18 protein-coding genes are annotated in these 13,838 nt (G+C 69.8%); 9 read left to right on the top strand and 9 right to left on the bottom strand.

The window, feature by feature from the left end; all coding sequences use genetic code 11:
* Window positions 1–35: 35 nt before the first annotated feature.
* From ABSY19_RS03865 to ABSY19_RS03825, 9 genes are all read left to right on the top strand, one after another.
* A complete protein-coding gene (locus tag ABSY19_RS03865) occupies window positions 36–1,004 on the top strand; it encodes a PQQ-dependent catabolism-associated beta-propeller protein (RefSeq protein WP_382159225.1) in 969 nt (322 codons plus the stop codon).
* On the top strand, window positions 1,004–2,191 hold the full coding sequence (locus ABSY19_RS03860) for an ABC transporter substrate-binding protein (RefSeq protein WP_382159223.1): 1,188 nt from the start codon (window positions 1,004–1,006) through the stop codon (window positions 2,189–2,191). Before ABSY19_RS03865 ends, ABSY19_RS03860 begins: the two co-directional genes overlap by 1 nt.
* Window positions 2,173–3,015, top strand: coding sequence for an ABC transporter permease (locus ABSY19_RS03855; protein ID WP_382159221.1), 843 nt, complete (start codon window positions 2,173–2,175; stop codon window positions 3,013–3,015). Before ABSY19_RS03860 ends, ABSY19_RS03855 begins: the two co-directional genes overlap by 19 nt.
* A gap of 2 nt (window positions 3,016–3,017) precedes the next feature.
* Entirely contained in the window at window positions 3,018–3,806 is a 789-nt protein-coding gene (locus ABSY19_RS03850; RefSeq protein ID WP_382159219.1) for a quinoprotein dehydrogenase-associated SoxYZ-like carrier, read from the top strand.
* A complete protein-coding gene (locus ABSY19_RS03845; protein WP_382159217.1) occupies window positions 3,803–4,762 on the top strand; it encodes a quinoprotein relay system zinc metallohydrolase 1 in 960 nt (319 codons plus the stop codon). Before ABSY19_RS03850 ends, ABSY19_RS03845 begins: the two co-directional genes overlap by 4 nt.
* 236 nt (window positions 4,763–4,998) lie before the next feature.
* Window positions 4,999–6,696 carry a PQQ-dependent methanol/ethanol family dehydrogenase gene (locus tag ABSY19_RS03840; protein ID WP_382163669.1) on the top strand — a complete coding sequence of 566 codons (1,698 nt, stop codon included), beginning with the start codon at window positions 4,999–5,001 and terminating at the stop codon, window positions 6,694–6,696.
* A 75-nt stretch (window positions 6,697–6,771) separates the two neighbouring features.
* Window positions 6,772–7,092 (top strand): c-type cytochrome, encoded by a 321-nt coding sequence (locus tag ABSY19_RS03835; RefSeq protein ID WP_382159215.1) that lies wholly within the window; start codon window positions 6,772–6,774, stop codon window positions 7,090–7,092.
* Window positions 7,093–7,116: 24 nt separating this feature from the next.
* On the top strand, window positions 7,117–7,449 hold the full coding sequence (locus tag ABSY19_RS03830) for a hypothetical protein (protein ID WP_382159213.1): 333 nt from the start codon (window positions 7,117–7,119) through the stop codon (window positions 7,447–7,449).
* 28 nt (window positions 7,450–7,477) lie between these two features.
* Entirely contained in the window at window positions 7,478–7,987 is a 510-nt protein-coding gene (locus tag ABSY19_RS03825; protein WP_382159211.1) for a hypothetical protein, read from the top strand.
* Window positions 7,988–7,996: 9 nt separating this feature from the next.
* On the opposite strand, the gene ABSY19_RS03820 is transcribed toward ABSY19_RS03825, so the two are convergent.
* The 9 genes from ABSY19_RS03820 to pqqA all read right to left on the bottom strand — a co-directional run bounded on the left by ABSY19_RS03820 (window position 7,997) and on the right by pqqA (window position 13,837).
* Window positions 7,997–8,686: a hypothetical protein gene (locus ABSY19_RS03820; protein ID WP_382159209.1), complete on the bottom strand. Its 690-nt coding sequence runs from the start codon at window positions 8,684–8,686 to the stop codon at window positions 7,997–7,999.
* Window positions 8,683–9,207 carry a hypothetical protein gene (locus ABSY19_RS03815; RefSeq protein ID WP_382159207.1) on the bottom strand — a complete coding sequence of 175 codons (525 nt, stop codon included), beginning with the start codon at window positions 9,205–9,207 and terminating at the stop codon, window positions 8,683–8,685. Before ABSY19_RS03815 ends, ABSY19_RS03820 begins: the two co-directional genes overlap by 4 nt.
* Window positions 9,208–9,220: 13 nt before the next feature.
* Window positions 9,221–9,832: a hypothetical protein gene (locus tag ABSY19_RS03810; protein WP_291119094.1), complete on the bottom strand. Its 612-nt coding sequence runs from the start codon at window positions 9,830–9,832 to the stop codon at window positions 9,221–9,223.
* Window positions 9,807–10,544, bottom strand: a complete 738-nt coding sequence (locus ABSY19_RS03805; RefSeq protein ID WP_382159205.1) for a hypothetical protein — start codon at window positions 10,542–10,544, stop codon at window positions 9,807–9,809. The genes ABSY19_RS03810 and ABSY19_RS03805 overlap by 26 nt, the downstream gene beginning before the upstream one ends.
* The gene (gene pqqE, locus ABSY19_RS03800) at window positions 10,541–11,668 is read right to left on the bottom strand and encodes a pyrroloquinoline quinone biosynthesis protein PqqE (protein ID WP_382159203.1); all 1,128 of its coding nucleotides are present in this window, start codon (window positions 11,666–11,668) and stop codon (window positions 10,541–10,543) included. The genes ABSY19_RS03805 and pqqE overlap by 4 nt, the downstream gene beginning before the upstream one ends.
* The gene (gene pqqD / locus ABSY19_RS03795; protein WP_382159201.1) at window positions 11,652–11,915 is read right to left on the bottom strand and encodes a pyrroloquinoline quinone biosynthesis peptide chaperone PqqD; all 264 of its coding nucleotides are present in this window, start codon (window positions 11,913–11,915) and stop codon (window positions 11,652–11,654) included. The genes pqqE and pqqD overlap by 17 nt, the downstream gene beginning before the upstream one ends.
* Before the next feature lie 112 nt (window positions 11,916–12,027).
* On the bottom strand, window positions 12,028–12,759 hold the full coding sequence (gene pqqC / locus ABSY19_RS03790) for a pyrroloquinoline-quinone synthase PqqC (protein ID WP_382159199.1): 732 nt from the start codon (window positions 12,757–12,759) through the stop codon (window positions 12,028–12,030).
* A 13-nt stretch (window positions 12,760–12,772) separates the two neighbouring features.
* Window positions 12,773–13,690, bottom strand: a complete 918-nt coding sequence (gene pqqB / locus ABSY19_RS03785; protein WP_382159196.1) for a pyrroloquinoline quinone biosynthesis protein PqqB — start codon at window positions 13,688–13,690, stop codon at window positions 12,773–12,775.
* A gap of 72 nt (window positions 13,691–13,762) precedes the next feature.
* The gene (gene pqqA / locus ABSY19_RS03780) at window positions 13,763–13,837 is read right to left on the bottom strand and encodes a pyrroloquinoline quinone precursor peptide PqqA (RefSeq protein WP_068167214.1); all 75 of its coding nucleotides are present in this window, start codon (window positions 13,835–13,837) and stop codon (window positions 13,763–13,765) included.
* Between the last annotated feature and the right edge of the window lies 1 nt (window position 13,838).

Raw genomic sequence — 13,838 nt, 5'->3', positions numbered from 1 at the left:
GTGCCACCCACAAGACCCCTTCAGGAGACACCGACATGACCCGCCCGCTTCGCCTGTTCACCCTCGCCACCCTGCTGGGCTGTGCCACCCTGGCCATGGCCCAGGGCAAGGTGTATGTGTCCAGCGAGAAGGACAACAAGCTCTATGTGTTCGACGCGAAAGGCGAGCGCCTCGCGGCCATCGACGTGTGCAAGCGCCCGCGCCACATGATGTTCAACACCAGCCGCAGCCAGCTCTACGTGTGCTGCGGCGACAGCAACCAGCTCGGCGTGGTGGACACCGCCAGCGGCAAGATGACCGGCACTGTTCCATTGGGGGACAGTCCCGAGATCTTCGACCTCAGCCCCGACGGCAAGACGGTGTACGTGTCGATCGAGGACGAGAACGTGATGGCCGCCTACGACCTGGCGAGCAAAAAGCCCGTGTTCGAGGTGAAGACCGGCGGCGAGCCCGAGGGCGTGCTGGTCACGCCCGACGGCAAGCTCGCCTACGTCACCTCCGAGGTGGCCAACGTCGTGCATGTCATCGACCTGGGCCAGAAGAAGGTGATCAAGAACATCAAGGTGGGCAAGCGACCGCGCCGCTTCGTGCTCGCCGCCGGTGGCGCCGAGCTGTGGGTCAGCAACGAACTCGACGCCACGGTGAGCGTGGTGGACACCAGGGACCACAGCGTCAAGGGCACGGTGAAGTTCGCCGTCAAGGGCATGCGCGAGGCCGACATCACGCCCGTGGGCATGGCGCTGAGTCCGGACGGCAAGACCTTGTGGGTCGGGCTGGGCCGCGCCAACCACGTGGCCGAGGTGGACGTGGCCACGCGCACCGTGGGCCGCCAGGTGCTGGTGGGCAAGCGCGCCTGGGGCCTGACGGTGCACCCCGACGGCCAGACGCTGTACGTGACCAACGGCCTGTCGGACGACATGACCCTGGTGGACACGGTCGGCGCCAAGGCGGTGAAGACGGTGGCCGTGGGCCGCGTGCCGCACAGCGTGATCGTGGCGCCCTGATGCGGAAGGCCATGCTGCTCGCGCTGGCCACCCTGTTCGGCGCGCCATCGGCGGTTCAGGCCGCTGCGGTCAAGCTGACGGTGGCCGTGGTCTCGCTGGCCGACGACCCGCGCTACGCGCCGCGCCGCCTGGAGCGCGCCTACCCCGGCCACCCGCAGGGCCGGGCGGTGCAGGGCGTGCGGCTGGCACTGGAGGACGCGGCGTTCGAGCTGGACGCCGCCGGCATCGAGCTCGTGCTGCGCGAGGTGGTGCTGCCCGATGCGGCGGCGCTGCCCAAGGCCCTGGCCGACCTCAAGGCGGCGAAGGTGCAGCACCTCGTGGCCGACCTGCCGCTGGCCGAATTGAACCAGCTGGTGCAGAGCGCGCCGGCCGCGCTCGGCGGTGCCATGGTGTTCAACACCGGCCTGGACGACGACAGCCTGCGCGCGCAGGGTTGCGCCGCGCACCTGCTGCACACCCTGCCCAGCCGCCACATGGCCAGCGATGCGCTGGCGCAGTACCTGGCCGCGCGCAACTGGCGCAAGGTGCTGCTGCTGCAGGGGCCGGCGCCGGGCGACCGGCTCATGGGCGAGTCCTTCACCCGCGCGGCCAGGCGCTACGGCCTGAAGACCGTGCAGAGCAAACCCTTCAAGCTCAGCGGTGACCCGCGCGAGCGCGATCTGGCCAACACCCGGCTGCTCACCGGCGAGCGCGAGCACGAGGTGGTTGCCGTGATGGACGCCGAGGGCGAGTTCGCGCGCACGCTGCCCTACGCCACGCAGTGGCCGCGCCCGGTGGTCGGTGCCAACGGCCTGGTGGCCAGCGCCTGGCACGCCCAGTGGGAACGCAACGGCGGGCCGCAGCTCTCGCGCCGGTTCCAGAAGCTCACGCAGCGGCCCATGCAGTCGCACGACTGGTCGGCCTGGGTGGCGGGCCGCGCGGTGGCGGCGGTGCTGGTGGACGACCCCAGGGCACCCCTGGCCCAGCAGTTGAAGAAGCTGCGCGGTGGCAGCGTGTTCATCGACGGCTTCAAGGGCCCGCGCCTGTCCTTTCGAGCCTGGGACGGGCAGTTGCGCCAGCCCGTGTTTCTGAGCCACATCGATGGCGTGGTGGGCGTGGCGCCGCTGGACGGCGTGCTGCACCCCAAGGACGTGCTGGACACGCTGGGCGTGGACGAAGCGGAGAGCACATGCCGGCAACGCCCCTGAGTCCCTTGGGCGCACCCTCGCTGCCGCTGCACCTGGCGCGCGCGCTGCGCGCCGTGGTCGGTCGCGAGCTGGGCCGCTTCCTGCGCCAGCCCACGCGCCTGGGCTCGGCGCTGGTGCGGCCGCTGCTGTGGTTCGTGGTGTTCTCGGCCGGCTTCCACAACGTGTTCGGCGTGGCCATCATCCCGCCCTACGAAACCTACATCGAATACCAGGTCTACATGGTGCCGGGCCTGCTGGGCATGGTGGCGCTGTTCAACGGCATGCAGAGCTCGCTCTCCATGGTGTACGACCGCGAGATGGGCGTGATGCGCCTGCTGCTCACCGCGCCGCTGGCGCGCGGCTGGCTGCTGGCCTTTAAGCTGCTGGGCGGCACCGTGCTCTCGGTGCTGCAGATGGCGGTGTTCCTGCTGATCGCGCTGGCCTTCGGTGTCGAGCTGGCCTGGGCGCACCTGCCCGGCCTGTTGCTGGCCATGGCGTGCGCCGCCGCGATGCTGGCCGCGCTGGGGCTCGTGCTCTCGGTGTATGTGAAGCAGCTGGAGAACTTCGCCGGAACCATGAACTTCGTGATCTTCCCGATGTTCTTCATCAGCCCTGCGCTGTACCCGCTGTGGAAGCTGGAGGAGTCGGGTGCCTACTGGCTGCTGAAGATCGCGGAGGTCAACCCCTTCACCCACGCGGTGGAGGCCGTGCGCTTTGCGATGATGGGTCAGTTCAACGCCGTGGCCTGGGCCGTGGTGCTGGCGTGCACCGCCGTGTTCTTCGTGCTCGCGCTCTGGGGCTACGACCCGCAGCGCGGTTTCATCCGGCAGAAAGGCGGGGGCTGAGCATGCTGCGGCGCCGAACCTTGCTCTGGGGCGGTCTGCTCGGCGCGCCGCCGCTGTGGGCTGCCGCCGAAGACCGCACCGGGGGCGACCCGCTGGGCTCCATGCAATGGCCTACGCTGCGCCGGCAGTACCTGCGCGATGCGCCCATGGTGTTTTCCGAGGCGGTGACGGTGCGCGGTCCGGCCTTCGCGGACGACGCGATGAACGTGCCGCTGCTGGTGGACGCGCGCGGCCTGGCCCGCACGGGCGGCGGTGTGGCGCGCATCCTGGTGGTGGTGGACCGCAACCCGGTGCGCGAGGTGCTGGCCTTCGAGCCCTTGCGCGCGCTGCCCATGCTGGCGTTCCGCATCCGCATGGAGCAGGCCTCGCCGGTGCGCGCGATGGTGCAGACGGCGGACGGCCGCTGGCACGTGGGCGGCACCTGGGTGCAGGCGGCCGGTGGAGGCTGCACGGTGCCCGGCGCCACGCGCGCCGATGGCTCGTGGAGCCGCACGCTCAACCAGGTGCAGGCGCGCTTCTTCCCGAATGTGATCGAGGGCAGCCGCCGCCTGCGCGTGCGCGTGATGCACCCGATGGACACCGGCCTGGTCGCGGGCATCCCCGCGTTCTACATCGAGCAGCTGCAGCTGGTGGACAGCGCGGGCCAGGCCTGGTGGCGCCTGGCCCTGCACGAGCCGGTGTCGGAGAACCCGCTGCTCACCTTCGAGCTGCCCCCGCAGCACGCCGGCGGTTTCCGGCTGACCGGGCGCGACAACAACGGCAACCGCATCGACGCCGAGGTGGCCGCGTGACGGCGCGCGGCGCGCGGGCCTGGGCGGCCCTGCTGTTCGCCGCCACGGTCCACGCGCAGCCGCAGCCCGACGTGGCGCGGCTCGACCACGGCCTGCGGCCGCGCCAGGTCGCCGAACACACCTGGGTGATCGAAGGCGCGGTGGCCGACTTCTCGCGCGCCAACGGCTGCAACATCATCAACACCGCCTTCATCGCCACGGGCGAGGGCGTGGTGGTGGTCAACACCGGTCCTTCGCGCGGCTATGGCGAGCAGCAGCGCCGCGCCATCGAACAGCTCACGCGCGAGCCGGTGCGCCACGTGTTCAACCTCAACCTGCACCCGGACTACTTCTTCGGCAACCAGGCCTGGGCCGACCGCCCCACGCAGGCCCTGGCCGGCAGCATCGCAGGCATGAAAGCCGAGGGCGCGGCCTACGCCGACAACCTCTACCGCCTGTGCGGCGACTGGATGACGGGCACCGAGCCCACACCGGCACGCGAAGCCATCGAACCGCGCACGCTGAGCCTGGGCGCACACACGCTGGAGCTGCGGCGCCTGAGCGGCCACACCGGCGACGACCTGGTGCTGATCGACCGCCGCACCGGGGTGCTGTTCGCCGGCGGCCTGGTGTTCGCCGAGCGCGTGCCCACCACGCCGCACGCCGACCCCGCTGCCTGGCTCGCCAGTCTGGACACGCTGGCGCAATGGCTGGCCGCGGGCGAGGTGCGGCAGGTCGTGCCCAGCCACGGCCCGGTGCACAGCGGCCCCGCCGGCGTGGAGCAGACGCGCGACTGGTTGCGCTGGCTCACCGCGCTCATGCAGGACAGCGCCGAGCAGGGCCTGGACCTCAGCGAGCTGTTGCGCACCCCGGTGCCCGCGCGCTTCGCCGGCTGGGCCGCACAGCCGGCCGAACTGCACCGCAGCCTCGCGCAGTGGTACCCGCGGTACGAGCAGCGGGCGCTGTTGCAGCGGTGATTCGTTTCTGAACAGTGTCACAGCCGCGACCCGTTTCGCGGGCCGGACATGGCGCATTTCAGGCCGGAAAAGCGCTCAAAAACGCTGGCATGGATGTTGCCATTTGCAGGTTGTGCAACCCCGAAGGCCCCAGGGCCGGGGTGTTCACGGGCGGCCGGGCATGGTGCTCGGTCGCAGGCATCACACATCCACGAACGAGCAGGAGACACACTGTGAAACGCACCCTACTGAGCCTGATGATTCTGGCCGCCACCGCCCACGTGAGCGCCCAGGGCGTGACCGACGCGATGATCGCCGACGACGCCAAGACCCCCGACAACGTGTTGAGCTGGGGCCTGGGCACCCAGGGGCAGCGCCATTCCACGCTGAGCGGCATCACCGAACGCAACATCAACAAGCTCGTGCCGGTGTGGTCCATGTCGTTCGGCGGCGAGAAGCAGCGCGGCCAGCAGTCGCAGCCGCTGGTGCACAACGGCAAGATGTTCGTGACCGCGTCCTACTCGCGCATCTACGCCGTCAACACCAAGACCGGCGAGAAGCTCTGGAAGTACGAGCACCGCCTGCCCGAAGGCATCATGCCCTGCTGCGACGTGATCAACCGCGGCGCCGCGCTGTACGACAACCTGGTGATCTTCGGCACGCTCGATGCGCAACTGGTCGCGCTCGACCAGAACACCGGCAAGGTGGTGTGGCGCGAGAAGATCGACGACTACGCCGCTGGCTACAGCTACACCGCCGCGCCCCTGATCGCCGAAGGCCTGCTGATGACCGGCGTCTCGGGCGGTGAGTTCGGCGTGGTCGGCCGCGTGGAAGCGCGCGACCCGCGCACCGGCAAGATGGTGTGGACGCGTCCCGTCGTCGAAGGCCACATGGGCTACAAGGACGGCAAGGAAAACGGCATCACCGGCACCACCAACGCCACCTGGCCGGGCGAGACCTGGAAGACCGGTGGCGCGGCCACCTGGCTGGGCGGCACCTACGACGCCAAGACCGGCCTGGCCTACTTCGGTACCGGCAACCCCGGCCCCTGGAACAGCCACGTGCGCAAGGGCGACAACCTGTACTCGGCCTCCACCGTGGCGATCGACGTGAAGACCGGCAAGATCGTCTGGCACTACCAGAGCACGCCCAACGACGGCTGGGACTACGACGGCGTCAACGAATTCGTCACCTTCGACATGGACGGCAAGCGCATGGGCGCCAAGGCCGACCGCAACGGCTTCTTCTACGTGAACGATGCCGCTACCGGCAAGCTGGTCAACGCCTTCCCGTTCGTGAAGAAGGTGACCTGGGCCACCGGCATCGACCTCAAGACCGGCCGCCCCAACTTCGACGACACCAACCGCCCGGGCGACCCGACCGCTGCCGGTGGTGATGGTGCCAAAGGCAAGGCGGTGTTCTCCGCGCCGGGCTTCCTGGGCGGCAAGAACCAGATGCCCATGGCCTACAGCCCCAAGACCGGCCTGTTCTACGTGCCCACCAACGAATGGGGCATGGAGATCTGGAACGAGCCCATCACCTACAAGAAGGGCGCGGCCTTCCTGGGCGCGGGCTTCACCATCAAGCCGCTGTTCGATGACCACATCGGTTCGCTGCGCGCGATCGATCCCAAGACCGGCAAGGTGGCCTGGGAAGTGAAGAACAGCGCGCCGCTCTGGGGCGGTGTGCTGACCGCCGGCGACCTCGTGTTCTGGGGCACGCCCGAGGGCTACCTGAAGGCCGCCGACGCCAAGACCGGGAAGGTGGTGTGGCAGTTCCAGACCGGCTCCGGCGTGGTCGCGCCGCCCATCACCTGGACCGAGGGCGGCGAGCAGTACGTCAGCGTGGTCTCCGGCTGGGGCGGTGCCGTGCCGCTGTGGGGCGGTGAAGTGGCCAAGAAGGTCAACTTCCTCGAACAGGGCGGCTCCGTCTGGACCTTCAAACTCATGAAGTGATGTGGTGTTGGGGGTGGCGCGGCCCCGGCCATGCCACCCCTTTTTTCTCCGGTTCCTTTTTCTTCGGTGCCCGCCATGCGTTACCTCCTGATCCTTCCCACCGTGCTGGCCGGCCTGGCCCAGCACGCCACCGCCGCCGACGTGGCCGCCGTGGAACTCGCCAAGGCCAGCGGCTGCTACAGCTGCCACGCCAACGCCGACAAGGTGGTCGGCCCGGCCTTCAGCACCATCGCCGAAAAATACGCGAGCGAAAAAGACGCCGCGGCCTCGCTCGCGCAGTCGATCCAGAACGGCTCCAAAGGCAAGTGGGGTCGCGTGCCCATGCCGGGCCACCCCAGCCTGAGCGCGGCCGACCTCAAGACGCTCTCGACCTGGGTGCTCACGGTCAAGCCCTGAGCCGGCTCACCCACCTGTCCCGCCATGAGCGCGCAGACCGATCTGTGCCACCCCCGCACCCTGCTGGGTGCGGCCCTCGCCCTGCTGTCCAGCGTGGGCGACGCGCGGTACCGGGCCCATGCCGAGTTCCGGCTGGCCCGCTACGCCCAGGCGCGCGAGCTCTGGGCGGCGCTGGCCGACGAGACGGGCAACGCCGAGGCCTTGTTCATGCTGGGCGTGCTGGCCCAAGAGGGCCTGGGCGAGCCGCGCAACCCGGCCCGGGCCGAGGCGTTCTTCACCCGCGCCGCACAGGCGGGCCACGGCTCAACAGCTGGTAACCAACTCGCGCACCACGCGCCGCCGGTGCGGCTAGCATGAGGGTCTGTTCCCGATGTGGAGACCTGCCATGACCAAGACCCCTCGCGTTCTGCTCCGGTCCTCCTTCATGCTCGCGCTGCTGGCGGTGGGTGCCGCGCTCGCGCAGCCACTGCCTGAGGTACCGTCCCCGACCTCGCCATCGCTCGCTCGGAATTTCGCGACCGAGATCGCCAAGGCCGACCTGGCGCAGGACGGCATCCACCACCCCACCCGACGGCAGCTGGCCAGGGCCACCCACGAGGTGCAGGCCATGCGCGACAGCGGCATGGGCTGGGGCGCGATCGCCAACGACCTCGGCCTGCGCCTGGGCGAGGTGGTGAGCTCGGCCAACCGGGCGCGCCATGCCGAAGACACAAAACACACCAAGCTGGCCGCGGCGGTGTCGATCGATGCCCCGGGCCCGTCCGTGGGCCACGCGCGCGGTGCGAACGGCAGCGGCCCAGGCAAGGGCAACGGCCATGGGGGCGGCCACGGCGGCGGCAAGGGCGGTGGGAATGGTGGCGGCCACGGGGGTGGCAACGGCGGTGGCAAGCGCTGACCTGTCGCCCTAGCGTGCCCACACCGCCGTCAATCGCCCACCCACCAGAAACCCGGGTGGTACCGGTTCCTCGCGCTCGAATTTCACCAGGCCCTGGCCCCGGCAGTACCACTCGCGGCTGGTGAGCGTCACGTCGGTGAAGCCGTTCACCGGGTCGGTGAAGAGGTTGAGCCTGGCCCGGCCCACGACCCGCAGGCAGGGCTTGTGCGTGCCGGTGGGCGTGGTCACCTCGTCGTCCACCGCCTCGATGCGCCAGGCCATCAGCGCGCGGTGGCTGTAGCGCAGTTCGCGCGGGTGTTCGTTGCGGCGCAGGATCAGGTAGGGCACGGTCGGCGTGCTCCATTCGGTGCCCACTTCGTAGGGCGCCTTGAGCACCCACAGCGGCTCCGGGTCGGGCGTGGGTTCGCGGTCGATGTCGGTGCGCGTGGCCACGCGGCGGATGCCTTGTTCGTCGCTGAGCAGGTGGTAGCTCACGCCGGCCGAATGGTGGCGCACCTGCGTGCGCTGGCCGGCCACGGTCTGCGGCGCGGTGACGGTGAGCGTCCATGCCTCGGGAGGCGGCGCTTCGTCGCTCTCCACCGTCACGGCGTAGACCATGCGCTCGCCTTCGACCAGCGGAAACCAGGTGTCGGCGGGCGCGGGCCGGCAAGCGGCCAGCACCAGGGCGGCCAGCGGCAGCGCGGGCAGGAGGGGCCTCATTTTTCCGGCAACTGAGCGCGCGGCAGGTCGCTCAGCTTGATCTGCAACCGGTCGTTGCCGGCCGGGCGCAGCCAGGCGAAGCCGCCCGAGCCCGGCACCGGTTCGGTGCTGCCTATCTGTGTGTTGCCGTCGCGCGCCTTGCGCAGGCCGTCGCCCAGGATGCGGTGCAGGTCCTTCTCGTAGGGCAGGCGGTGCACGCGTGGCATCGCCATCGGCTGGTTGTCCTTCATGGGGTTGACCCAGATGTAGATCGCGCCGGCGTGGCCCCGGCCCGGGCTGGGTTCGTCGAACACCGCCGAAAGCAGCACGAAGCGCGGGGGCAGGGGAGCGTCGCTCGGCCAGCCCGCGATGCCCTGCAGCGTGGCGTGGCTCAGCGCGTAGAAGCCGCTGACCAGCAGCACCGCGCCCAGCTTCACGCCCCAGTGCCAGCGCGTGGCCAGCAGCAGACACAGCAACAGGAAGGCCAGCAGCGCGTACACCAGCACCAGCCACAGCAGTTGGGAAGAGACGGTGGGGATCATCGGAGGCGGTGGTTCAAAGGCCGGTGCGCTGCACGATCGCGAGCGGCCGGGTGTTGAGGTCGGTCACGGTGCCGGCCTCGTCGAGGGTGAAGCGCACCAGCGTGCGCTCGTCGCCCTTGCGCGGGATCTGCTGCGTGCCGGTGTAGACGATCTCCGCCTGCGGGTTCACCTTCACCACCGCCACCGACACGTCCACTGGCTGCTGGTCGCGCGAGTCGTAGTAATGCGCGTTCACCACGTACTCGCCCGGCACCAGGCCGCGCAGCGTGACGATCTCCTGCCGCACCGGGCTGCGGATCTCGCGGCCGTTGACGATCACGCTGTTGTTCTTCGCGCCCCGGTCGTCGCGGTCCAGGTGCAGCATGCCGGCGTCGCGCTGGCGGAACCACAGCGTCTTGCCGCCCGGCTCGTTGACCCAGGCGTCCACGTCGTTGGGGTTGTTGTCGGGCCAGGAGATGGTGACGATGAACTCGGCCTTGGCCGGGATGTCGCCGCTCTTGCGCGCCTTGGGGTTGAAGGCGAGCAGCGCGATGACGAAACAGAAGACGAACGCGATCAGCATGTTGAACAACATGTCGTAGAACGGGTCGGTCTCGGTGTCACGGACCGCTCGGCCGATCGCCATCGCGCGCCTCCGGGGTCGGTGTGGTGGCCAGCGTGTCGGCGATGAGCGCGTCGGCGAACCGGTCCAGCCGCATGAGCTGCAGGCCCAGCAGGATGTTGCCGGTGAGGCCGGTCACGGTGGTCAGCAGCGCGATGCCCAGGCCGCCGGTGAGGTTCTTGAGCAATTGCGTGGACTGGCTCGCGTCGAAGCTCTGCACCTCGCCGAGCTGCAGCGCGAGGATGGAGAAACCGATCACCTTGCCCAGCAGGCCCAGCTTGAGCTGGATGCCATTGAGCCACCAGGCCATTTCGTGTGGGCCGTGCGCGCGTTCGCCCAGCACCTGCAGCCAGACCGTGGGGTCGGCACCGGCCCGCGCGCAGCCGTCGCGGTACTCGGCGCTCCAGGTGTCCAGCGGGTCTTCGCGCGCGGCGTCCAGCCGCAGGCGCTGTTCGCCCAGCACCCAGGCGCGGCGGCCGGCCCAGAGCGAACCGCCGATGAACAGCAGCACGATGACCACGGTCAGGCCCGTGGGGTCGGCGTGCACCAGCCGGTGCCAGGCGCCGGCCTGCCACAGCAGCAGGGCGCCGAAACCCACCAGGCCCATGAAGGCGAGCCACAGCAGGAAGAGACCGTGCGGCGCGTGCTCCAGCGAGAACGGGCCGCGCCGCAGCACCGGCAGGTGGCTGACCACCGCCGCGCCCAGCATGCGGTGGTGGCCGGTGGCGGTGTTCATGCCGGCACCTCGGGGTGCAGGCCGCGCGACTCGGTGTCGCTGCGGAACACGATGGGGATGTGGCGTTGCGTGGGCGCCTGCTTCACCAGCTGCACCACCTGGTCGTGGTGGGGAGACTTGCCGCACACCGGGTCGGCCTGCGCCGCGTCGCCCGTGATCTGGAAGGCCTGGCAGCGGCAGCCGCCGAAGTCCTTGTGGCGCTCGTCGCAGTCGCGGCAGGGCGGCTTCATCCAGCCATCGCCCCGGTAGGCGTTGAAGGCCTGGCTGGTTCGCCAGATGTCGGCCAGCGGCGTGTGCGCCACATTGGGCAGGGCCAGGCCGGGCAGGTTGCGCGCGTTGTGGCAGGGCATGGCCAGGCCGTCGGGCGCGACCGAGAGGAACACCGAGCCCCAGCCGTTCATGCAGGCCTTGGGGCGCTGCTCGAAGTAGTCGGGCACCACGAACAGCAGCCGGCAGCGCGAGCCGATCTGCTCGCGGTAGCGGTTCACCACCGCTTCGGCCTCCACCAGCTGCTCGTGCGTGGGCATGAGGTGGTCGCGGTTGACCCAGGCCCAGCCGTAGTACTGCGTGTTGGCGAGTTCGAGGTATTCCGCGCCCAGGTCCAGCGCCATCTCGATGATCGGGCCCACGTGCGGCAGGTTGTGCCGGTGCAGCACGCAATTCATCACCATCGGCCAGTCGTGCGACTTGATGATGCGCGCGACCTTCTGCTTGAGCTCGAAGGTGCGCGTGTGGCTCAGGAAGTCGTTGAGTTCGCGCGTGCTGTCCTGGAACGAGAGCTGCACGTGGTCGAGGCCGGCGGCCTTCAGGCGCGTGGCGCGCGCGTCGGTCAGGCCCACGCCCGAGGTGATGAGGTTGGTGTAGTAGCCGAGCGCGTGCGCCTCCTGCACCAGCTCTTCGAGGTCGTCGCGCAGCAGCGGCTCACCGCCCGAGAAACCGAGCTGCGCCGCGCCCAGCGCGCGCGCCTGGCGCATCACGTCCACCCACTGCGCGGTGCTCAGCTCCTGCTGGATGCGCGCGTGCTGCGTGGGGTTGTAGCAGAACACGCAGTGCAGCGGGCAGCGGTAGGTGAGCTCGGCCAGCAGCCACAGCGGCGGGCCGGGCGGTTCAATCGATCCAGCCACGGCGGCCTCCTTCTTCGATCAGGTCCTTCACCTGGCGACCAATGCCCTGGATGGAAAACGTGGTCTCCAGCTCCTCCACGATGGCGGCCACGGTGCGTTCACCATCGCAGCGCTTCAGGATCTCGGCCGCGCTCTCGTTGAGCTGCACCATGCCCTCGGGGTAGAGCAGCACCCAGCGCTCCTGCGCGGACTCGTACTGCAGGCGGAAACGCCGCGAGAGCCTGGGATGGGTGGAGATGGCTGTCATGGTCGGCGCAAAGAGATCGTTGGACCAGCACACACCGCGGAACTGGCTTTGCCAGGCCGCTGGTGTGGTCCCCCCTCAGGGGGGAAGCCGCGAAGCGGCGCAGGGGGGGTCTTCATTGGCAGGCCTTCTCAATGGCATCCAGCATGTTCCACAGGATGTCCAGCTTGAACTGCAGGATGTCCAGCGCGCGGTGCTGGGCCTCGCGGGTGTCGAAGTGCTCCAGCGTCACGCGCAGGCCGTGTGCCACGTCGCGCCCGGCCAGGGGGATGCGGTTGCGGAAGTAGGCCAGTCCCTCGGCCTCGATCCAGGGGTAGTGCGTGGGCCAGGTGGCCAGGCGGTCCTTGTGGATCTGGGGCGCGAACATCTCGGTGAGCGAGGAGCACACCGCCTCCTGCCAGGGCGCCCTGGCGGCGAAGTTCACGTAGGCATCGCAGGCGAAACGCACGGCGGGCACCACGCCTTGCAGCGACCACAGGTCTTCGCGCGCGAGGCCCACGGCCTCGCCCAGCCGCGTCCAGGCCTCGATGCCGCCGGCGGCCGAGCCTTCGTGGTCGCCGTGGCCATCGTGGTCGAGGATGCGCTCGATCCACAGCCGGCGGTGCGCGCGGTCGGGCATGTTGGCGAGGATGGCCGCGTCCTTGCGCGGGATGCAGATCTGGTAGTAGAAGCGGTTGGCCACCCAGCAGCGCAGCTCGTCGGGCGTGCAGCCGCCGCTGTTCATGCGCACGTTGAACGGGTGGTGGATGTGGTACGAGCGGCCCTTCTCGCGCAGCTGGGCCTCGAACTCGCCGCGCGTCCAGGCTGGCAGGCCGGTGCGGGGGCGCGGGGTGGTGGCGATGTCCATGGCGTGCCCGCGCTCAGAAGCGGATGTCCATGCCGTCGCGCGCCACCTCGATGCGCCGGCGGGTGAGTTCGTCGCGCTCGGGCGAGTCCTCGATCAGGATGGGGTTGGTGTTGTTGACGTGGATCAGCAGCTTGCGCGTGGTCGCCGGCAGCCGCGCCAGGTGTTCGATCATGCCGCCGGGCCCGCTCTGCGGCAGGTGGCCCATGTCGGCCGCGGCCTTGGGCGACAGGCCCAGCCGCTGCATCTCGTCACCGGTCCAGAAGGTGCCGTCCACCAGCACCACGGCGCAGGTGGCCATGATCGCCAGCAGCTCGGGCGTGACCTCGCCCAGGCCGGGGGCGTAGAACACGCGCGCGCCAGTCGCCGGGTTGCGCAGCACCAGGCCGATGTTGTCGCCCGGGCGCGGGTTGCCGCGGAACGGCGAATACGGTGGCGGCTTGGACGCGAGCGGCACGGCCTGCAGCTCGATGCCCTCCAGCCCGGGCGCGGTGAACGTGCGGCCGTCGGTGGGCACGGGATGGGGCGCCACGCCGCAGTAGTGCGAGAGCAGGCGGGTGATGGGAAAGCCGCTGTCCAGTTCGGACAGCACCTCGGGCGTGGCCAGCAGCGGCAGCGCGCCTGCGCGCTCGCGCAGCATCAGCAGGCCGGTGACGTGGTCGATCTGCGCGTCCATCAGCAACACGGCGGCGATGCCGCTGTCGCGCATCGCGCGCGCGGGCTGCAGTTCCGGCGTGTCGCGGATCTGGCCGAGGATGTCGGGCGAGGCGTTGACCAGCAGCCAGTCCACCTCGTTGGCGCTCACCGCGATCGAGGACTGCGTGCGCGCGTGGGCCATGAGCTTTCTGCGGCGCAGGCCGTCGCAGTTGGGGCAATTGCAGTTCCACTGCGGGAAACCGCCGCCGGCCGAAGAGCCCAGAACCCGGATGCGCATGGTCGATGGAGGAAGGTGAGGGGTCAAAAAAAGCGCACGCGCTGTTCACACGTGCGCTGGCGGATCGATCGATCAGCGGTTGGCGATGTACATCGTGATCTCGAAGCCGAAACGCAGGTCGGTGAAGGCCGGGGTGGTCCATTGCATG

The sequence above is a fragment of the Hydrogenophaga sp. ANAO-22 genome (assembly GCF_042466645.1).
GTDB lineage: Bacteria > Pseudomonadota > Gammaproteobacteria > Burkholderiales > Burkholderiaceae_C > Hydrogenophaga.
The sequence above is the reverse complement of the archived record's forward strand: the minus strand, read 5'-3'. Positions and strand labels throughout refer to the sequence as shown.